Source organism: Methanobrevibacter millerae (genome assembly GCF_900103415.1).
GTDB lineage: Archaea > Methanobacteriota > Methanobacteria > Methanobacteriales > Methanobacteriaceae > Methanocatella > Methanocatella millerae.
Window position 1 is genome coordinate 3261 of record NZ_FMXB01000024.1, and the last position, 22571, is coordinate 25831.

General features: G+C 35.9%; 13 protein-coding genes. 5 read left to right on the top strand and 8 right to left on the bottom strand.

Annotation, left to right across the window (positions count from 1 at the left end; translation table 11 throughout):
• The coding region (locus tag F3G70_RS10815) for an Ig-like domain-containing protein (RefSeq protein ID WP_188118167.1) at positions 1–2334 on the top strand (2334 nt) is incomplete at its 5' end.
• A 201-nt stretch (positions 2335–2535) separates the two neighbouring features.
• On the opposite strand, the gene F3G70_RS10820 is transcribed toward F3G70_RS10815, so the two are convergent.
• The 4 genes from F3G70_RS10820 to comD form a co-directional block, all read right to left on the bottom strand.
• Positions 2536–4200: an AMP-binding protein gene (locus F3G70_RS10820; RefSeq protein ID WP_149732719.1), complete on the bottom strand. Its 1665-nt coding sequence runs from the start codon at positions 4198–4200 to the stop codon at positions 2536–2538.
• Between the two features lie 181 nt (positions 4201–4381).
• Complete coding sequence (locus tag F3G70_RS10825; RefSeq protein WP_149732720.1) at positions 4382–4957, bottom strand: helix-turn-helix domain-containing protein; 576 nt, start codon at positions 4955–4957, stop codon at positions 4382–4384.
• A gap of 176 nt (positions 4958–5133) precedes the next feature.
• Entirely contained in the window at positions 5134–5673 is a 540-nt protein-coding gene (comE, locus tag F3G70_RS10830) for a sulfopyruvate decarboxylase subunit beta (protein ID WP_149732721.1), read from the bottom strand.
• 4 nt (positions 5674–5677) lie between these two features.
• Positions 5678–6175, bottom strand: coding sequence for a sulfopyruvate decarboxylase subunit alpha (comD, locus tag F3G70_RS10835; RefSeq protein ID WP_149732731.1), 498 nt, complete (start codon positions 6173–6175; stop codon positions 5678–5680).
• Positions 6176–6283: 108 nt separating this feature from the next.
• Here comD and cofH point away from each other — a divergent pair, with 108 nt between their 5' ends.
• From cofH to F3G70_RS10850, 3 genes are all read left to right on the top strand, one after another.
• Positions 6284–7402, top strand: coding sequence for a 5-amino-6-(D-ribitylamino)uracil--L-tyrosine 4-hydroxyphenyl transferase CofH (gene cofH, locus F3G70_RS10840; RefSeq protein WP_149732722.1), 1119 nt, complete (start codon positions 6284–6286; stop codon positions 7400–7402).
• 82 nt (positions 7403–7484) lie between these two features.
• Complete coding sequence (locus F3G70_RS10845; protein WP_149732723.1) at positions 7485–8054, top strand: thymidylate kinase; 570 nt, start codon at positions 7485–7487, stop codon at positions 8052–8054.
• Between the two features lie 65 nt (positions 8055–8119).
• Positions 8120–8965: a tetratricopeptide repeat protein gene (locus F3G70_RS10850; protein ID WP_149732724.1), complete on the top strand. Its 846-nt coding sequence runs from the start codon at positions 8120–8122 to the stop codon at positions 8963–8965.
• Positions 8966–8968: 3 nt separating this feature from the next.
• On the opposite strand, the gene F3G70_RS10855 is transcribed toward F3G70_RS10850, so the two are convergent.
• The 4 genes from F3G70_RS10855 to F3G70_RS10870 form a co-directional block, all read right to left on the bottom strand.
• Positions 8969–9226 (bottom strand): hypothetical protein, encoded by a 258-nt coding sequence (locus F3G70_RS10855; RefSeq protein ID WP_149732725.1) that lies wholly within the window; start codon positions 9224–9226, stop codon positions 8969–8971.
• A gap of 2 nt (positions 9227–9228) precedes the next feature.
• Positions 9229–10203, bottom strand: coding sequence for a DNA primase catalytic subunit PriS (gene priS, locus F3G70_RS10860; protein ID WP_149732726.1), 975 nt, complete (start codon positions 10201–10203; stop codon positions 9229–9231).
• A 332-nt stretch (positions 10204–10535) separates the two neighbouring features.
• Entirely contained in the window at positions 10536–11138 is a 603-nt protein-coding gene (locus F3G70_RS10865) for a TetR/AcrR family transcriptional regulator (protein ID WP_149732727.1), read from the bottom strand.
• Between the two features lie 32 nt (positions 11139–11170).
• The gene (locus F3G70_RS10870; RefSeq protein WP_188118170.1) at positions 11171–11779 is read right to left on the bottom strand and encodes a TetR/AcrR family transcriptional regulator; all 609 of its coding nucleotides are present in this window, start codon (positions 11777–11779) and stop codon (positions 11171–11173) included.
• A gap of 423 nt (positions 11780–12202) precedes the next feature.
• Between F3G70_RS10870 and F3G70_RS10875 the strand changes: the two genes are divergently transcribed.
• Positions 12203–22571: right-handed parallel beta-helix repeat-containing protein (locus tag F3G70_RS10875; protein WP_149732729.1), on the top strand; the 10369-nt coding region annotated here is incomplete at its 3' end.

The following is a 22571-nucleotide window of genomic DNA, read 5'->3' on the forward strand; positions in this document are numbered from 1 at the left end:
TCTACGACTGTTGAGGTTCCTAAACTTGATTTAGGTATTGTTGTTGGTGCTCAGAATATTACTGTTGGTGATGTTGAGGTCATTGATATTAGTTTATCTGAGGCTATTGATGGTGTTGTTTTGGTTAATGTTGGTTCTACTGGTTATTATGTGAATGTTACTGGTGGTAAAGGTGCATTGACTGTCAGTGGATTAGTTGCTGGTGATTATGATGTTACCGCTACATTTGTTGCTGATGATATTTATAATTCTAGATCAAACAGTACTATATTCAATGTTAAGGCTAAGGCTGATGCTGATATGAAAGTTGATGTTTCAGAAGATGAAATTACAATCGAATTGCCTGATGACGCTACTGGTAATGTGACTGTCATTATTGATGGTGAAGTCGTTACCATAGCTAACGCAACAGATTCTCCAATCGTTGTTGATATTAGCAATTTAACTGCAGGAAATCATTCTGTTGAGGTAATTTACTCTGGTGATGACAATTATGCACCTGATTACAACTCAACTGATGTTGAAGTACCTAAAGTGGATGATTATCCAATTGAGTTGGATGTAACTGTTGATGGAAACAAAGCTACAATCGATGTTACAATGCCTGAAGATGTTAATGGAGTAGTGTTTGTTGATGTTGACGGCGTAGGATACTATGCAAACGTAACTGATGGTAAAGCTACCTTAGAAATAAATGATTTACCAATCGGTGAACACAATGTCGCTGTCACTTATCCTGGTGATGACAAATATTCAACCCTTGAAAATTCAACCATGTTTGACATATCAGATAAAGGATCAACTCCAATCGATATTATTACACACAATATAACTGTTGGTGAGGATTTACCTGTAACTGTTGTTGTCTTGAGCAGCGCTACAGGCAATATTACCATTGAAATCGACGGCAATAACTACACGGCAGAAGTAATTAATGGAATATCTAAATTCACGGTTTCCAATTTAACTGCAGGTAACTACACTATTGTAGCTTATTACCCTGGAGATATCAGGCATAATTCAAATACTACTTCAGACTTTGTTGTAGTAAATAAAGTCAAGGATTATACAATGGATGTTACTGAAAACGGTAAAGAACTCATCATACGTCTTCCTGAAGATGCAACAGGTAACGTTACCGTAACTGTGGACGGTGAAAACTTCACCGGTGAAATTGTCAATGGAACAGTTACCATTTATGATCCTAACATGACTTCAGGTCCTCACAATGTCTCTGTAATCTACGGTGGAGACGACAAGTACGCTCCAAAACAGTACGATGAGGAAATCAACGTCAAGAACAGGGTTATAATCACTGCTCCTCACGTTGTCAAGTATTATTCCGGTCCTGAAAGGTTCTACGTATATCTTGAAGACTTGAATGGCAATAAGATAGCTGACGCATCCATATCCATTACAATCAATGGAGTGACCTATAACAGAACAACCGATGAAAACGGAACTGCATCAATCGCTTTAAATCTGAACAGTAACAATTACACTGCATTTGTCGTATTCAATGGAAATGAGAAATTCAATTCAACCAGCACAATGTCCGGTGTGAACGTTCTTCCTACCATTTACGCAAATGACCTAGTCAAAGTGTTCAGAAATGGAACCCAATACTATGCGCTATTTGTTGATGGAGAAGGAAATCCATTGGCTAATACTGACGTTACGTTCAACATACATGGTGTCTTCTACACCAGAACAACCAATGAAAGCGGTTGGGCTAAGTTAAATATTAACTTGGAGAAAGGAACCTATATCCTAACCGCAATCAATCCGGTTACCGGTGAAATGCGTACGAATACCATTATCGTATACTCACAAATCACAGAAAATCAAGACTTGATTAAGTATTATCGCAATGGTAGCCAATTTGCAGTTAGAATCATTGGTGACGATGGAAATCCTGTAGGTGCCGGCGAAGAAGTTACGTTCAATATTCATGGAAGAATCTACACCCGCTACACTAACGATGACGGACACGTTTCATTGAATATCAATCTTGAACCTGGCGACTACATTATAACCACTTACTACAAGGACTGCCGTGAAGGTAATCACATCCATGTATTGCCTATACTTTTCGCAAAAGACCTTGAAATGAGTTATAAGGACGGTTCCCAATTCTTTGCACACCTGCTTGACGGTCAAGGAAATCCTTTCCCTGACCAGACCATTACTTTCAATGTAAATGGTGTGATGTATGAAAGGACTACAAATTTGACCGGTGATGCAAGACTGAACATCAATCTTGAACCTGGCGAGTATGTAATCACTTCATCATATAATGGTGAAAAAATTACAAATAAAATTACAATAAATTAGGAGTTAATTTTTCACTCCTATTTCTTTTTCTTTTTTATAACATTTACCCATAATAATTCTGCTACTTTTTGATTAATCATGTATTTTAATTAATGCTTGAATTAATATTTTGATGTTTATCATGAAAAAACTATTATTAATTCATTAGTGATGTACATTGGATGGTTAATTTTGGTAAAAAAAATAAAATTTTAGAGGAAACTAGAGTTCCCCTCTGGCCTTTCTTTCATCAAGAAGCTTCAGACCCAAATCTCCTAATTTGTACTTTTGAATTTTTCCGCTCGTCGTCAGCGGAAATTCATCAACAAAGAAAACATATTTGGGAACTTTATATCTTGCTATGCTGCCGATGCAGAAGTCACGGATGTCAGCTTCGGTAACGTCATCAAAACCATCTTCCTTAATGATGAATGCACCGACAATTTCCCCATATTTCTCATCAGGAATTCCTGCAACCTGCACGTCCTGAACGCATTCATGGGTAAAGAGATATTCTTCAATTTCCCTTGGGTAGATGTTTTCTCCGCCTCTGATAATCATGTCCTTGATACGGCCCACAATTGAGTAGTATCCGTCTTCATCTACGGTAGCAAGATCTCCTGAGTGGAGCCATCCGTCAGGTTCAATGGCTTCGGCTGTCTTTTCAGGCATGTTGTAGTATCCTTTCATTACGTTGAATCCTCTGCACATGATTTCTCCGGTTTCGCCAGGACCTAACTCTTCACCTGTTTCGGGATCTATGATTTTTACTTCGGTATTAGGAAATTTCCTTCCGACAGTATTGATTTTTTTCTCAAATGAATCTGCAGCGTTGGTTTGGGTAAATCCCGGACCCGCTTCGGTCAATCCGTAAACGCTGGTGATTTCCTTCATATTCATTTTTTCAATGGCATCCTTCATGGTTTCCACAGGACAGGTTGAGCCTGCCATGATTCCGGTACGAAGAGAGCTCATATCGAACATTTCAAACATAGGGTGGTTCATCATTCCGATAAACATTGTAGGAACGCCGTAAACTGACGTACACTTTTCCTTTTGGATTGATGATATCGCAAGAAGAGGATCGTATTCCTCAAGCACAACCATGGTTGAGCCGTGGGTAATGACTGCCATAACTCCTAAAACCGTTCCGAAACAGTGGAATAAAGGTACTTGCAGGAGCAGTCTGTCCTTTTCGGTGTAGTTCATGTTTTCTCCAATGTAGTACCCGTCATTGACGATGTTTCTGCTTGTAAGCATTACTCCTTTTGGAAAACCTTCGGTACCGCTCGTATACTGCATGTTGATGACATCATTTTGGGTTACGGAATCCTTGACCTTTTGATATTCCTCGTCATCGTAGTTCATACCTAACAATAACAGTTCATTTGTATTGTACATTCCTCTGTGTTTTTCCTGACCTACATGGAAAACATATTTTAGGTGAGGGAACTTTTCACTTTCCAAATTACCTCTTGCACTGGTTTTGAGCTCAGGCACGAGTTCATGGATAATGTCAAAGTAGCTGGTATCCCTGAATCCGTCGGTCATAGCAATTGCCTTCATGTCTGTCTGCTTCAATACGTATTCCAGTTCGTGGGTTTGATATGCAGTATTGACGGTTACGATTGCAACGCCTATTTTTGCAACTGCAAACATGTATGTTAACCATTCAGGAACGTTTTTGGCCCATATTCCGACATGGTCGCCTTTTTTAATGCCTAATGCCAGCATTCCTTTGGCAAGGTTATCTGCTCTTTCATTAAATTCTTTATATGTAAATCTTAAATTTCTGTCTGGATAAACAATAAATTCATGATCAGGCTGTTTTTCTACTTGTGTTTCAAAAAATTTTCCAAGAGAAAGCTCTGTAAATAATTCACTCATTTTCACACCTTCCGATTAGTTAATTTCACCATAATTTATTTCGTAAAAAAGTTCATTTCCCAAGTTTGCTTCCAATCTCAAGTCCAAGTCTGGCTTAAAATATCTAAAACTGTTGTTCATCTTAAATTCATTTTTCCTATTTAAATCTATTTTAAACATTTTAATCCAAGCTCCTTTGTTTTTAGTATGGTGTGTATAATACGGCCAGTATTTTAGATGCTTTTTCACCGGTTGCGTGTAGGTGGTGAGGTACTACTGAATCATAAAAGATACTGTCTCCTTTGCCGATAACGAAAGTATCTTTTCCGTAGATTACTTCTATTTCTCCTTCTAAAACATAAATGAATTCTTCTCCTTCATGTGAGGACAATTCCTTTTCTCCTTCTTCGTATTCGATATCAATTATGAAAGGGTCAATGTTTCTGTCGATTTTGCCTGCACCTAATGAGTGGTATTCTAAGTTGGTTGCATTTGTAACGTCTTCCCTTCCTGAGAAGTATAATGCTGTATCCGTTTTTCCCCCTCGGGTGACGACAGGTCCAATTTGTGGTGTGTCATCCAGGAATGTTCCTAGTCTGACTCCTAAAGCCCTTGACATTTTGGTCAATGGTGTAAGGGACGGTATGACTTCTCCGTTTTCCATAGCCTGTAAAACTTCAAGTTTAACACCGCTTTTTTCTGCAAGCTCTTCAATGCTCATATTTTGTCTTTCTCTAATACTTTTCATTTTAGAAGCAAATTCTTTGTTTTTTTCCATTATATCACTTTTTTACATTTTGTTTAAATACTAAAAATTTTAGTATAATATAATTTTATATTTTAATTTTATATAATGCTTTTGAAAAATCGTAGTTTTTTTGTTATTTTTTTAATTTGAGGAATTTTTTATGGTGCCTTTTAGTGCATTTGTTTAAATAGTGATGGTGAAAGCAATTATTTTGTAATTGCTTTGGTGAATCTGTCCCTGATTTCTTCAGGGGTCAAGTCGATAATCGGTGCGGTGGAATTGCCCGGCTTGCAGTTGAAGACGATAAAATTGCATTTATCATCTTTAATTAGCCTTTTAAGTCCTATAGCGTTAAAATCATGGCTTTCAAGTCCGATACTGTCCGCTATTTCGACTAAATCAAGGTCTTTGGCATATGTTTCCTGATTTCCTGTGGAGCCATAGGCACCGTTGTTTATAACAATCCATGTTAGATTTCTTGGTTTGCAGGCGTTGACTGTAACCAGAGATCCCATATTCATTAATAGAGCTCCGTCTCCATCGATTACGACCACATCCTTGTCAGGTCTTGATAAAGCCAATCCCAGACCTATTGATGATGCAAGTCCCATTGAACCGATCATGTAGAAGTTTTCATCCCTGTCCTTGATGTCATAGAGTTCCCTTGACGGAAATCCTATGTTGCAGACAACAAGTTCATCGTCTATTGAATCCATTATCTTTTCGATAGCGTCTCTTCTCTGCATGTTATCACCAATATTTTATCTCCAGTAGTATTGAAACAGGTTTACCTTCATTTTCTGAGAATTCCCATGAGTTTCTGATATCCTCATAAGCTCCTTCGGGAGTCCCTGGCTTGAAGAAATGAAAGTCCATGGCTTCCAGAATCAATGGCGTTGACTGACCCATCGGAACCTGTCCGCAGATGTTTTCCCCTTCGGTCCCCCTGTGGCTCATTATCATTATTAAAGGGAAATGATAAAGTTCCGTAAGTGATTTCAGGGCATTGATTGAGTTTCCAAGCCCTGAGTTCTGCATAAGTATTGCAGGCCTTTTTCCTCCAAGATAAGCTCCTGCGCAAAGTCCGATTCCCTCTTCCTCACGGGTTACTGGAATGTGGATAATTTCATCATCTTCGTCAATCATATTTAATAATTTGGAAAGGTTAACGCATGGAACGCTTACAATAAAATCAATTCCTGCGTCTTTCAGTCCATCAAAAATAGCTTCTGTACTATCCATTTTTATCATCTTTTATTGTTCTTTAATTTTTTATTGTGCATTTTTGTTTACTTTATTTTATTAATTAATCTTTAATAGTAACATATATATTAAATTATTTACTTATTTATATTTATGTTTGATAAACTACCGGTTTCTAGCGAAACTGAAAAAATTTTGACCAAATCTTTGGATGAAGACATTTCTGTCGAAGAGGCCAATCATCTGATGAATATTAAGGGGGCTGACCTGTATCCCCTGCTTGCTACTGCCGACTATTTGAGGGGTCAGATTGCAGGGGATGACGTTACCTTCATCAACAACTGCAATATCAACTTCACTAACATCTGTACGGTTAGATGTGGATTCTGCGCATTCGGAAAGGATGCCGATGATCCCGACGCATACATTTTGGATGATGAAGCCATTCTGGCTAAAGCCGAAGGGGCTGTTGAGAAGGGCGCCAGAGAGTTCACGTTAATGGGTGGTGTGCATCCCGATGCGGACATTGAATATTATGAGCACTTACTGCATCTTTTGAAAGGGAAATATCCGGATGTCATGATTCACGGCTTTTCACCCGCCATGATTAATGATGCGGCTGCTGCATCAGGAATTGATATGGCTGAGGCCTGTGAGATATTAAAGGCCGCCGGACTTGATACCTTGCCAGGAACTGCAGCCGAAATATTGACTGACCGTTCACGTGAAATAATATGTCCTGAAAAGGTCAGCGTAAGCGAATGGATTGAAGCGGTGAGGACTGCTCATGAAGTGGGCATTCCGGGTTCTGCAACCATCATGTACGGTCATGTGGAAACCCTTGAGGAGCGTGTTGAGCATATTGACATCATTCGTCGTCTTCAGGAGGAAACTCATGGCTTTACCGAGTTCATTCCGATGACATTCATGCACGAGTATTCACCTATATTTCTTGAAGGCCAGAAAAACCTTGGCGCAAGTGGAACCGAAGACTTGAAGCTTTATGCGGTTTCAAGGTTAATGCTAAGGGATTTGATTCCAAACCTTCAGATTTCCTGGGTGAAATTAGGATTCAGGTTTTCTCAGGTCGTACTTACGGCAGGTGCCAATGATTTGGGCGGAACTTTAGGTGGTGACGAACTGTCCGCAGCTTCAGGTGCTCCCGATGGTGTTGAAGCTTCAATTGAAACCTTGGATAGGTTGGCTTCAAATCTCGGAAGAAAGCTGATAGAGAGAAACTCAAAATACACTGAGTTCTATCCTGTCAAATAAATCAAGAGTGCTTTCAAATAACGGTAGTTTGTCGGTTGATGCATTGGTATGCATCATAATATTTCATTTCGAGTGACATAGCATGAAATTCATAGTAATTGACGGCCTTGACGGGTCAGGAAAGGACACACAAATTAATTTGCTTGCAGACTTCTACACAAAACAGGGAAAGAATGTCGTTGTGCGTTCACATCCCTGCAATGACAATAAATACGGCATCAAATCCAAGCAGGCTCTTTTAAAAACTGGTAAAATCAATCATATTAAGGCAACGATTTATTTTGGCCTTGATGCAATAAGGTCCGTTCGCAGGTATTCTCATGACGAAAGCATTGATGTTCTCATTTTTTCAAGATACATTCTGGCGGTAATGTATCTTCCAAGCGTTGTCAATGTTGTTGTATATAAAATCGTCTGTTTTGCGCTTCCGACTTCAGATACAATGTTCTTTTTGGATGTCTCTCCCGAGGAATCCCTTAGAAGAATCGGTTCACGTGACGAAGAGACTGAAATGTTTGAAAATTATGATTCCCTTAAGAAAACCCGTGAAAACTCCAAAAAATTCACTTACAATTGGGTTGTCATTGACGGGGACAAATCCATTGATGAAATCAGCAGCCAAATAATTTCAAGGTGTGTGGAAACGGACTAGTTATTATTATTTTTTTAATATTTTATACACAATTTATATATATGATTAAAATATAATATATACCTATGAAGGGAAAGTTGGATAGTTTGGAAAAGGAAAAGAATTATGATGAGATTTTACGATTAATTGATGAGATAAGTTTAAAAAACCCCGAAGAGGCCCATTCACTATTGTTTAAAAAGGCAAATGCATATATTGGCCTGGAAAAATTCGAAGAGGCCATAAAAACACTGGACGTATACGTTAAGGACTGTTCCGACAGTGACAAAATCAAGTCCTACATCCTGATTGCAACCTGCTACACAGCTCTTGGCGACATGAAAAGAACGGATGAATACCTTGAAAAGGCACTTGAACTGGACCCTGACAATGAGATGCTTTTAAAGCAGCTCTCCTACGGCGCCTACATTAACGGCGAATTTGAAAAGTGCTGCAAATACGATGAAAGGCTTATAGAGATTGACAAGGCAGACATTGAAGATTATATAAACCTGATTTTTTCATGCATTCAGCTTGAAATGATAGATGAGGCACTGTATTATGCCGAAAAGATAATTGAAATCGACCCGACTAACCTTGACGTTTTTGCCACGCTGACAATTATTTATGAAAGCGTAAAGGATGAGGAAAAGCTTAAGGAAGTATGTGAAAGGATAGTTAATCTGAAAGATGACGGGTCAATGCAGATAATTCTTTTAAAGGCGCAGGCATTGCTGGAGCTTGGTGATGAGAAAACCTCCTTTGAATTCGTTAACAAGGCCATAAAGCTATACCCCTATGATCCTTTCCCGTATATGATGAAAGGACTGCTCTACAATCAGCTGGAAAAGTATGACCGTGCTGAAGAATGCTTCAACGAAGCGTTCAAACTGAATCCTGAACTTTTAGACAGCGTTGAAAAGCTTATATGATTTCTATAAAACTTCTTTTATTCCGCTGTCGGTAATGATCATAAGTGAATTGAGGTTTTCAAGCATTAATGAAGCGATAGGGTGGGTCTGGATATCCTTGTTCATTAATACAAGTTCCTTATCGACAATGTCAACCCAATTCACATTGTAGATAACAACTCCATTAACTATAAGTCCCAGATACTCTGGAACAAAACGGTTCTCATTCATTTCCTCAAAATACTGATTATTGCGAAATATCTCTCTTAATACGTTATCCATAGTTAATCATCTCTCTCATAAACGAATTTTGGAACGGCCTCTTTGAAAGGATCGAATGTTTCCCTGTTCTTGACTTCCATGCATTTCATGCTTACCTTTGAGTGAAGGGATGACGGAAGCCTCAATATCCTTTTGAGGTCAATGGAAACCTTGGCGTCGATGGTGGCCAAATTAACCCTGGCCATGGCTTCAACCAGGTTTTTATACCTTCTTGGACCGATATCCCTTTTAAAGTATCCCCATTCGTCATTGTCCAGGTGGTGTCTTGCCTTAAGGATGTCCTTCATTAATTTGGGGTTGATGCCGTCGATTTCCTCCTGGCCGGTCAGATGCTGAACGTTGAATTTCATCTTGTCCGTAAATATTCTTGAATATCCGATAGGGATGGAAAAATGCTCGAAATTAAAGGCCTTGTTTGAAATGTCGGTATTGATGAACTGGGACTTTGGAACTTCGGCGCCTGCAACGTATTTAAGCACTTCTGATCTTAATTCGCTGTTTGCAAGCATCATCTCCTCATCCAGAATCCTGATATGGTATCCTCTGCCTGAATAGATTAAATGAATGTTTTTAAGCCCCAAATCACCGTCCAGAGTATCAATCAGTGAATTGACGATTTCAAGGGCTTCACCTAAGCAAACTTCACAAACGCCGTCGCAGTTGCATGTCCTTATGGGAATGTCCTTGGCGTCAACGTCGAAGATGTATTCTGCCTTCTGCCAGTCTTCACGCCTTCTCGGATTATTGTAAAAAGCTACTGAAATATAAGCCGCAAAGGGTGCCTTGTATCTAAGGAATTTTCGCAAAGAATCCGTTCCCCTGAAAGTTTTATACCTGTCATTAGGACCTCTTCCGTTATGGTCAAAACCGAACTCACGCTTCTTTATTCCGTCCCTTATGAAGTCTGGAAGGTCCTTTTCGCTCCATTCCTCGCGATAGTATTGACGCCTTTCTTTCATGGTAGCTTTTGAAAACATAATAAGAATTATTTTTATCCAAGTATTTATTATTTAGTGAAGTGTGAATTTTGAAAGTGTTTATATACTAAATTATTCATGGAAAAATATTTGAAATATGTGGTGTTTATCACTTGAAAAAATAATTATCTCTGGAAAAATAGTGGATTATGTGTATTATAATAAGAATTCTTTTGAGAAGTTTTCAATAGCTTCTCAACTTTTTTTATTTTTCATATTTTCCACGTTAAATATACAGAAAAAACAACTAAAAAATAAGAATGTATAAAAACAAAAACACAAAATTTAATTAAAAATTTTGCACTCCATTTTCAAAGATTGAAAAATAGTTTTTACTGGTATTCGATGGCCTTCCAGGTCATATCAAAGTTTTTCTCAAAAAGAAGATCAATATCCTCATTTGGGAAATCTAACCAAAAGCATTGAACTCCCATATACATGATATACAATGATTCGGTAATGTTTTCAGTTGAGAAGTCGTGTCTGATTTCATTTTTCCTTTTGCCGTCTTCGACAAGGTCGGTTAAAAATATTCCAATATCCTTTCCTGTTTGTGAAATTATACTGCTAACCTCATCATCGGCATATCCTGTTGCGGTTAAAAGAATTAATACACTACCATAATTGATTTTTTCATGGATGCTTTCAATTTCAACACCGTTTGTGAAGTGATGTAAAATATAAAGCAATGCATCATGGATTCTCTCCTTTGATGAACCTTCAAGAGAGATTTTATCAAAATTGATTTTAATATAATCAATCATATACTTTTGCATAATTGCTTCAAATATGTCGTTTTTATCTGAAAAATGATAATATATGCCGCCGGTTGTCAGTCCGGTACAATTTCGAATTTCATTAATTGAAATATCAATTGTGCCTTTCTCCAAAATCAATTTCAGCGTTTTTTCAAGAATCAAGTCTTTAGTGTTCATCTAACCACACAATGTTTTAAATAGTTAATTAATTATTCTCTGAATCTTATCTTTTCCCATTGCAAATTAAAGTTATCTTCAAAGGTTGAAACCATATCATCAATTAGATATGTCTCCCATTCATATGCAATTCCCATGTACATGATAATTAATGACTCTACAATGTCTTCGGTTGAGAAGTCCTGTCGGATTTCCCCGTTTTTCTGTCCTTCCTCAATAATTTCTGTGAAAAATTCCTTCAATTCGTTTAGGATGCTTTGGCATAACTCCTGAAAATTTTCATGAACAAATCCTTTTGCAGTCAAAATTGCCAATATGTTTCTGTAGTCTATTTCATCCTCAATCGATTCAATTTTGATTCCGGTTTCTTTTTGCTTAAAAATTTCAGCCATGACATCGTGAATTTTCTCTTTTGCATTTCCCTTTATCTGGCGGAGTTCATCTATGTTGAATTTGTAAAAGTTTAGATAGTATCTTTCAATAATTTCATTATATATCTCTTCTTTATTTGAAAAATAATGGTATATTCCACCGGTAGCAATTCCTGTGGCTGCACTGATTTCTCTAACTGAAATTAGGGAGTTTTGCTTTTCAATCATTAATTTTAAAGTCTTTTCTAAAATTAACTTTTTTGTATTCATACATTTAATGATATTATATTTCATAGTTATTAAATGATGTAGAGAACGAACGTTCTGTTATGTTGGAACATTGATATAAAGAACATATGTTCTGTTATATTGTGTAATAAAAACTAACTTTATAGTTTTAGTTAATTAAGCAACAAAAATCTTTATAAAACAATAAAAGGATAAATATTTATAGGAAATATTTGACATCTAAATCAACATTATTTGTTAATATTTTCTTAATTTTTATATAGATATGGAGGACTAATGGATATAAATGAAACTCAGGAAGCAGAGTGATTCGTAATGAAGTAACGGCTTTTCTGAGGTTCTATTTATTGTAAAATTGAGGATTAGAACCCGAATGGGAGTTTATCTCTCATTTACTTTTTTCAATAATATGTCTTTAATTCCTTATACATAGAGGTATTTAAAATGAAGAAAAAAACGATTGGAATATTGCTGATAATCTTTTTTGTAATGATTATAAGTATCGGCGCAATTTCGGCGGCTGATACAAATGATACATTGCTTGGCCAAGTCAGCGATACAAACATTGCAACACCTTCTGTTGCTTTAGAAGACAATGTCACTTCGCTGGGAAGTGAAGCAGGCAGTGATGTTGAAATTAGTGTAAATGATAATCAGAATGGAATATCAAATCGGAATGTGGGAGATAGATCTTCCAATTTAAATGATGATCTACTTTCTGTTTCAATTGATGATAATCTGCTTGGAGAAAACCCCAACTTTTATTATGCGGGCAAATGGTACGGAGATTTGGATGATGCCGTTGACGATGCCTGTGATAATGGTGGAGGAACAATATATCTTACAGCAAGAGCATGGGGTTATGATTCAGCTGAACGAGAAATTACAATTAGTGACGGAGTATCTATAACATTTCAGCCTTATAATTCTGGTGATACGGTTATTTTTGACGGCCAAGGTAATAGGTATTGGTTCTTTAAGATAAGCGATGCAAATGCACACATCACTTTCAATGACATAACCTTTAGAAATGGGGGAGATGGATCTTTAGCTAATGATGGAGGTGCTATTAGGATTATACATGGATCTGCGACCTTTAACAACTGTGTATTTGATAACAATAAAGCTTGTGAGAACACTTTTGGAGGTTTTGGTTGGGGAGGAGCAATCTTTCTTGATGAATCAGATGCTTCACTCATAGCCAAAAATTGCCGGTTCACAAACAATAAAGCGGACAATGGAGGCGGAGCAGTCTGTGCTGAAGATGGAGCTAGTGCATCATTTGAAGACTGTTATTTCGAGGGCAATACTGCTCCAGATGGAAACAATGTTTTAGATAAAGATGGCGGATCTCATACTTTTGATAATTGTCGTTTTATAGGAAGCGGTTCCCTTGAAATTGTAGTGGATGCTCCTGCTAAAACAGTTCATATAACTCCTGATGTTGAGGATGATGTGAATTATGCTGTTTTATATAAAGGTGGTAGTTATTATGATAGAAAACCATGTAATGATGGAGATACTGCAACTTTCTCTAATTTAGAGAAAGGAACATATACAGTTTACATGATGAAAAATTGGGAATCAAAATATGAGTATTCAGGAAATACTTTTTCTATTATGGAACCTAATTTTGTTTTGGATGGTGTGAAGGTATTTGAAACTTTAAGTGCCGCTGTAAATGCTATTCCTAGTGGAGGATCAGGAGTAATTACTGTAGAAGGTGGAACTTACACTGATTCTGCTAACTTTTTTGTGGAGATTTCAAATAAAAAGGTAACAATAATGCCTAAAGATTCTTCGAATCCTGTTATTTTTTCACCTAGTTCTAACCAACAAAATCTATTTGATGTTCTTCCGGATTCCCAACTCACTATGGATCATATAACTATGACAGGCGATTTTAATGTAGCATTAAACTTCTATAAAACTGATCAGGTGTGTACCATTTCAAATTGTGTATTTAAAAATATTAAATATGGATACACAATAAGTGCGATTTACACAAAAAATCTGGTACTGGAAGGCAATACTTTCGAATCATGTGGTAATATGGAAATAATACGTAGTGTTGCAAAAATAGATGGTTGTACTTTCACTGAAAATTATTATAAAAATGGGGGTGAAGGGGGAGCTATCAATGCTGGTTATCTTTCAGATGTAACAGTTACCAACTCAAAATTTACCATGAATGGAGCCCAAGATAAAGGTGGAGCCATATACGCCAGAGGTAAACTTAAAGTAGATAATACTGAGTTTATAGGAAATGGTGCAGGATTGGGAGCGGCTATTTATATAACTGGTGAATCTAGTGATCCTGTAAATATAACCAATTGTGTTTTTGATTCCAATGTTGACCTAAAAGGTTACAGAAACATATACTCCGAATCAACCACAAGGAAATTTAATTTAAAGTTCAATGAATATGATTTGCATTTAAACATAGATACAAAAGATGGATCATATGGTCTGGATTATATTCTTGATGGTAATTTTGACTGGGGATGTAATTTAGATAATAATTATACTCTTTTAGCGGGAATTAGAGATGATGAAAATATTTTTGGAGACTTACTCACTATTAAAGAAAATAGATTTAAAATAAATATGGGAGTATTGCCCGGAGGAACACATGAATTCTTTATGCAAGGAATGTATACTCAAGGAGACAGTAATGACCATTTCTACAACCATTATTATTATTCTGATTTATATGGAAATGAATTCTATGTAATTAAGGACGGATATGCAAAAATATTGATTGACAAAGCTAAAATAACATTAACTCTTGATGTAAAGGATGTTTTAATACCTGAAACACCTGTCTTAAATGTTCGTGCTAATTGGGATAATAATTACACTATTATAATCGGAAATAAAAATTATCAGCTTGAAGTTGTAAATGGTAAAGCCAGCATGCAACTGACCGGTCTTGATTTAGGCAATTATACAGTAGTTGGTATGCGTAACGGTGATGAAAATTATAATTTTGTCATGAATTTCACCAAATTTTCAGTAAGCAAAACCTACAGCAACTTCCTTGTCCTAAGCACAAATGTGGAATATGATACTTTGGCTGAGGCTGTAGCCAATTCCAATAATGAAGATACGATTTATGTTAAAAACGGTACATATTCAGACACAGGAATTGTAATATCCGATAAGGTTCTGGATATCATTGCATTGGATGGTGCGGTCTTTGATGCTCAGGGTCGTGACGCCAATTTCATAACAGTCAACAAAAACGCTGTAGTTGATATAAGTGGTATAACATTCACAGGACTTCACAACAGGAATACAAATTATGGAGCTATAGTCAATTATGGATATCTTTCACTGACTTCATGTAATTTTACAGACAATAAGATTACAAAGACATCATTTGCCGGAAATGGTGGGGCAGCTATATTTAATGACGGATCTTCATTGGAGATTGACAGTTGTAATTTCATAAATAATGTCGCTCCTTTAAAAGTAAGTACTGCGGCAGTCACATCATTGAGTTATGAAGACGTTTTAATCACATCTTCCAATTTCATAAATAACTCTGCACGTGAAGGTGGAGCATTGCACTTCAAAAATATATCTCAATTTGAAGATGCAGTCGTTTTATGTGATTTTGAACGCAATACTGCCGTTAAAGGATCTGCTATATATGTAGGCAGCAATTCCAGATATGTGGCTGTTTCCCAATCCAATTTCACAAAAAATGATATCAAAAATAATTTGGGAGAAAGTACTCAACTTGAAGGTGGAGTAATATATGTCAACGCCAACACTACTGACGTAATCATTGATATTGGTTTATCCATTTTTAAAGACAACTCCAATCGCAATGTTGATGGTGGAGTCATATGCCTCGATGGATCTTCAAGAGCCAATATTGGAAGCTGTATCTTCAATAACAATATTGGTAAGTTGGGTTCCGTAATTTTAATCAAAAACCCTTATAATAAAAAGCTCAACTTAGTTATAGACAGCAGTAACTTTATAAATAACAATGCGGCAACTGGAGCCATTGCAACATCTTCTAGAGTTACAACATTAATTGATGAGTGTATTTTTGCAAATAACACTGGAGAAAACAGACATATTCACAGCAATGGATTTACTGTAGTTCATGATTCCACTTTTGAGGTTAAGGATGCTAAATTAAATGCATTATCTGTTCAATATGGTGAAAGCTCAATAATCAATGGTACAGCAGATATCGGTACCAATATCTATGCAGCAGCCAATTTAACAGTCGCTGGCGAAAACATCCTTGGGGAAATCAAAAACAATACATTCTCCTATAAAACAGGCATATTGGATCATGGAAAATATTATGCTGTTTTAAACAGTATTGTAGATAACAGTAATAATACATATCTGATGGATAGTATAACTGAAATTTTCAGGGTTTACAATGTTGGATTCGAATTAAATGTTTCTGTTGACAATATTACATATGGTGAAACCTTGAAAGTCGTTGAAATACTACCTTCAACTGCTACCGGTACAGTTGGGTATCAACTGAATGGAAAATCTTACACAAAAGATGAAGTCGAATCATTGAAATTAGATGCAGGAAAATATGTTCTTGTAGCTTTCTACGACCATGATGATTTCGCATTCACTTCAACCACTGTTAATTTCGAAGTTTATAAAGCCAATCCTACCATATCTGTAGCGGATGTGGAAGTAGAATATAACAACATCATTATTGTAAACATAGAAACAAATGTTCCGTCAATATATATAATAGAAATCGAGGATTACAAAATTGCCGCATTTGTTAATGGCAGCAGATTTATTGAAATAAATAAAACACTTGAGCCTGGCACTTATACAATCAAGGTCACTTCACAGGAACGTGTTAACTACATATCAAATTTCACTGAGGCCATTTTGAAAGTCAATAAAAATCTTTCTCAATCTAATGATTCCTTAGTTGACAATTCTAATAATAATGATAATCCATCATTAATGACTTCTTCATCAATTAGCCAATCTTCATTTGATGATACTATTGCAAACAACGTTAGATTAAAATCAAAACTCAATAAACTCAACAATGAAAATATTCTCAATTCTATTGATAATAACAACCTTGGTGAGGAATTTACTGAAGGTAAATTCATTTTACAATATGATGAAGATTCAGATTATGAATATTATGATACTCTACAAGAAGCAATTGATCAAGTTGTGTTATGGGGTCAAGGTATCATTACAGTTAGAGGCGGAACATATTCTGGAGATGGATTCTGTAGCATTGATGTGGAAGGAGAATTTGAATTTACAATCAAAGCTTATGAAAACGAAACAGTTATCTTTGACTGCAGAGGCGAAGATTACTTCTTACTTTTAACCTATGATACTGAAATAGAGTGGGTTCAGGTACCTCCACCTCCACATCCAGAGACAGAGCAGACAGATGGTCCTACCGTTACACTTGAAAACATTACAGTAATCAATGGATATGCCAAATATGGTGGGGCTATTGACCTGAGAGCAGGTACTTTAACCCTGAAGAACTGTAATTTCCAAAATAACCATGCTTATGATCAGGGTGGAGCCATATATATTGGTACATGGGATGCAGAAAATGATGCAACTCTCATTGCAGTAAACACTACCTTTACAAACAATTATGCAGAAGATGAAGGTGGAGCAATATATATTGCATCAGATAATTTAGACGGTCAAACAACATCAGCATCATTTATGTTATGTACATTTTTAGACAACTATCAAGGTGAAGGTGATGAGAGAGTGAGGAATTACTTTGCTGGTGGTAATGTTGAGGAAATAACTACCCAATATTGTATCTTTAACGGTAATGGTACAATATACAATTTTGAAATAGATAAAATCAACCAGACTGTCTATGTTAACGGTACCTCTACTGATGTATTCGATTCAGTGGTCTTATTGTACTTCGGTCAGACACCTTTATACACAATTTACAACAACGGTTCACGTGATTTCAGCGTCACTTTTGAGGATGTAATGGGCGGAAACTATACTCTAGGTGTAATGAACGACCATAAATTCAATACATACATATTTGATGTCACATTTGAAATGAAAGTGCCGAATTTCATCATATCCGAAGATGAAGTATATGAAAACTTGATCGATGCTATTGATGCCGTTAGTGATAATGGCATTATTTATGCAAATGCAAATTACTATACTGAAGATAATATGGAAATTGATATCAGCAAATCATTCACACTTAAGAATTTCAGAGGTCGTGATGTTGTTTTCGACGGTAGCGGTGAAAAATGGTTCTTTACAGTATCTGAAGGAAAAACTGTTGTATTTGATGGCATATACTTTACTGACGGTGGAGTAAAAACTCATGCAAGCATTGAAAATTACGGTACTTTAATAATCAATAACTGTTCATTCGAAAGTTTTGAAACAGGTGAAATCATATACAATTCCGGTTTATTGAATATATTGAACTCTACATTTTCACTTAATTCCGTTAATAATGCTCTTGTTTGGAACGATGCGGAGTTATTCATTGACACTGTTGAATTTTCAAACAATATCATCAATATAAGTTCTGCAGTATACAGCAATGGAGTTGCAGAAATCATCTCTTCCAATTTCACATCTAACTTTAATGGTGGAAATGGTGGTGCAATCTATAACGCTAAGTCATTATCTGTTAAAGCCACTGTTTTCAATGAAAATGAAGGTTTTGATGGTGGAGCAATTTACAGTACAGGAATCTTACAAGTCTTAAACTGTACTTTTGAAGATAACACTGCAAACGGATATGGTGGAGCAATTTACAATGGAAATGAATTAAATATATTTAATTCAACATTCACCGGAGGATCCAGCCAAAATGACGGTGGTGCCATTTATAACAATAATAAATTGACTGTATTTAATTCCACATTCGTTGGAAATACCGCAACAGGCAAAGGTGGAGCCATTTACAACAACAAAACTTTTGTACTTACAAAATCATTCTTTGGAATTAACTATGCTAATGAGTATGCAAACATTTACAATGCAGGAGATATTCAATTCAGCGAAAACACATTTGACTTCTATGATGTGATATTGGTCATACCTGATGGTCAATACGGCATTCCTACAACAATTACAGGTACACTTAACCCTGAATTCAATATGGACATTCAAGTGACATTGCCAGGATTCGTTAACAATGAGGATGCCACAGTCACAATTACAGACGGTGTATTTGAATATGTTACTGACATTTTGCCAAAAGGCGTTTATGACGTTAAATTGGATGAAGTACTTTATGACGGTAACGGCAACATTTATTGTGGTGAATCAATAAGTGACAGGCTTATCATAAATAAGGCGAACGTCTATATCAATGTGACTGTAGATGATGTTGTCATACGTGGTGAGACTGGTTCACCTGTCTTAAAGATTGACACAAGTAAAACGGGATTATTCCATGTTCTTTTCAACAATAGGCTTTTCGATGTCAATATTACTGATGCCCATACCAGTTTAACATTGGATGCTGTCGGTGAAGGAAACTACAGTGTATTGGTTGTCCGTGAAGGTGATGAAAACTATAACGATGCGGCAAACCAAACTACATTCAAAGTCAGCGAATATGAAGGCAATTTCATCGTAAACAGTACTGGCGGTAAATATGAAATATTACGTGATGCCATCGCAGCTACTTCAGATGATGATGTCATTTATGTAATGGAAGGAAACTATTCTGGCGGGTACAATTTTGGATTTGTCATTTCAGGTAAGAAATTATCTATAATTCCTCTTGGAGATGTTGTTTTTGATGGAGAGTCAAGCAATAACTACTTTATGTATGTTCGTGAAAGCGCTGATGTTACTATATGTGATATTGTTATTACAGGATTTAACACTAATGCTGGATCAGGGATAGAATATTACGGTACTTTTGAAAATCACGGTAATTTGACTCTTGATGGATGTACCTTTGCTAATAATTCTATTTCTGGAGATACGACTAAAGCATTAATCTATAATGAAGGAAATTTAAACATTGTTGAATGTGAATTTTATGACCATGCATTAAGTGGAAATATCATAGATAGTCGGCCTCAATCCAATCTCATAGTTAATGGATCAACATTTGAGAACAATGGAATTAATGATGACCTCATTTCAATTGATAATGCGAATTCAGTAAAAATTATATCAAGTGTATTTGCCGAAAACGACAAGATATTTTCATCCCAATCCAGTATTATTCGTGCTGTTGAGTGTACAGATGTTGTCATTAGTTCTGCATTTTACAATAACACTCGAGGAAAGGATGTTATTTTTGCAGTTGCAAACACTAATCTGCTTGTTGATAATTCCATATTCACAGGCAATACTATGGATAATATAATCCGCGCATACGACAATGTCCAAAGTACTATTTCAGGATGTGTATTCACAGATAATGCTGTTAAAAATGTTGTTTTAAGTGAGGACAAAAAATTATCCGTTCTTGAATCCACATTTTTCGACAACACACTTTCAGAAAACGGTGCATTAAACATTTTATCAAATGTGAATGCAATTGTCAATGGCTCTGTGTTTACAAACAATAAGGCAAGCAATTACAGAAACATCTATAGTGCTTCCAGCAATGTGAACATTACCAATTCTGTATTTGATGCCTTAAATGTTGATTATACTGTTCATGATATTGACTATGGACAAAATGAAACAATTGAAGGAACTATTGATATCGGTACAAATCTCAACTTTACTGTTAATTTAGACATTAATTCCAACATATATTCAGTTAACGTAACTGACAATAAATTCACCTACAATGCAGGCATTCTTAACGCGGGGGACTATAATGCGGTATTAAATGCAAAAGATAATAATTCAAACACTTTTGTATTTGATAAAATAACCAAAATATTCACTGTCAGCCGTGTAGATCCTGGATTGAGCATTTCAATAGCAGATATTACTCAGGGTGAAAAACTAAAAGTTAATGTAACAATCAGTAAAAAGGCTACTGCTAATGTCGTATATGAATTGGACGGTAAGACATATACTAAGAAGGAATTGGAAAATCTCACATTGGCTCCTGGTAATTATTTAGTTACTGCAATGTATAGAGGAGATAAAAACTACCTTTCAGCTACTGCAATGGATAATGTGGAAGTTCGCAAAGTTGCTCCAAACATAACTGTCAGTGATGTTGCAGTTGACTATGGTGATGAGATTAAAATAAACGTGACTGTTGATGTTGCTGATTATTATACTGTATTTTTAGGAAATGAATCAGTTTCATTATATGTTAAGGATAATGCAACATTCACATTCTCAAGTGAAAAATTCAAACCTGATAATTATGAAATCATCGTTTATGTATTTGAAACTGACGATTATGCGGAAGCATATGCTAATGCCACTTTAACAGTCAATAAAGCTGTAGGTGTTTTCAATTTAACAAACAATACAATTATTCATGGTGAAAATGCAACAATTAGTGTAGAAGTTCCACTCAATGCATCTGGAAACATTGCATACAATGTATATGATGCGAATGGAAAACCAGTTTACAGTATTACACAATCCTGTCTGGAAGAGCTTGTTGTTCCTAACTTGAGTGCTGGAAAATATGTTGTCACAGGTACTTATGAAGGCGATTCTTACTACACTAACGAATCTATAATCAATTCTGGCGAAATATTTGTCAGGGAATGTGTGGATGTAACAATCACTGTATCCAATATAACTTATGGCGAAAATGCCACTGTCACTGTTGAAAGTACTGTTGATGGCGATTATCTAGTTTATGTGGGAACCGAACCAATGATTGTCACTGTTATTAATGGTGCTGGAAACGTCTCTGTTCCTAATTTAAGTGTTGGAAGTCATGTTGCTAATGTTACAATTGTTGATGGCAATTATTCAGCATTTAATGAAACAGTATTTGACGTAGCTCCTAAACCAGTTTCAGTTCTTATTTCTGTTGATGATATTTTATACGGTGAAGATGCTATTGTCATGGTTTATGGTGAAATTGATGGTGAATACATTGTAGAGATATATGATCAGAATTATACTGTAAATGTTGCTGACGGTAAAGGAAGCACTGCAGTTTATAATTTAGCTGTTAGTAAAGGTATTTTAGCTTCCGTAACAATTGCTAACAGTAATTATAGCGCACATAATACTACAACATTTACTGTAATAAGTAAATATGATACTCCAATCTCTTTGGATGTCATGACTGAAGAAAACAATGCGACAATGACTGTTACTGTTAATGATACTGCAACAGGCCTTGTCAAATTCCAAGTTAAAGGCACACAAGAATTCACACTATATGTCGATTTAATTAATGGTAAAGCTGTTCTTAATAATATTCTTGAAACTGGTGATTACACAGTTATCGCAACATATATGGGTGATAACAGGTTCAACACTAACATTACTCTTGAAGAATTCACTATCAAGGGCCACATTAAGAAGGATACTCCAATCACAGCCCATGCTGATGTGAATGTAAACAGAGTTACTATAACTGTGACTGTTGATGAAAACGCTACTGGATTTGTAAAACTATCTGTTGGTGATACTGTTGCTAATATTGAATTAGTGAATGGTGTTGCAAATATAACAACTGATTTCCTACCAAACAGTTATCTTGTTGATGTAACTTACCTTGGTGATGATGACTACAACATGAACAGTACCATGTTGACGTTTACTGTAATAGAAGTTTCCAAGGAAAATACTACTATTGAGCTTAACGTCACTGTTGATGAAAACATTGCTATGTTTAGTGTTGATTTGAATAAAACCGCAACTGGATTGGTTAAATTCT

Coding starts and splice junctions, on each gene's coding strand:
- comE (WP_149732721.1), bottom strand. CDS start 5,673: ATGCAGAGAAGAGACGCTATCGAAAAGATAATGGATTCAATAGACGAT.
- F3G70_RS10870 (WP_188118170.1), bottom strand. CDS start 11,779: ATGAATACAAAAAAGTTAATTTTAGAAAAGACTTTAAAATTAATGATT.
- cofH (WP_149732722.1), top strand. CDS start 6,284: ATGTTTGATAAACTACCGGTTTCTAGCGAAACTGAAAAAATTTTGACC.
- F3G70_RS10855 (WP_149732725.1), bottom strand. CDS start 9,226: ATGGATAACGTATTAAGAGAGATATTTCGCAATAATCAGTATTTTGAG.
- F3G70_RS10850 (WP_149732724.1), top strand. CDS start 8,120: ATGAAGGGAAAGTTGGATAGTTTGGAAAAGGAAAAGAATTATGATGAG.
- F3G70_RS10820 (WP_149732719.1), bottom strand. CDS start 4,200: ATGAGTGAATTATTTACAGAGCTTTCTCTTGGAAAATTTTTTGAAACA.
- F3G70_RS10825 (WP_149732720.1), bottom strand. CDS start 4,957: ATGGAAAAAAACAAAGAATTTGCTTCTAAAATGAAAAGTATTAGAGAA.
- priS (WP_149732726.1), bottom strand. CDS start 10,203: ATGTTTTCAAAAGCTACCATGAAAGAAAGGCGTCAATACTATCGCGAG.
- F3G70_RS10865 (WP_149732727.1), bottom strand. CDS start 11,138: ATGAACACTAAAGACTTGATTCTTGAAAAAACGCTGAAATTGATTTTG.
- F3G70_RS10845 (WP_149732723.1), top strand. CDS start 7,485: ATGAAATTCATAGTAATTGACGGCCTTGACGGGTCAGGAAAGGACACA.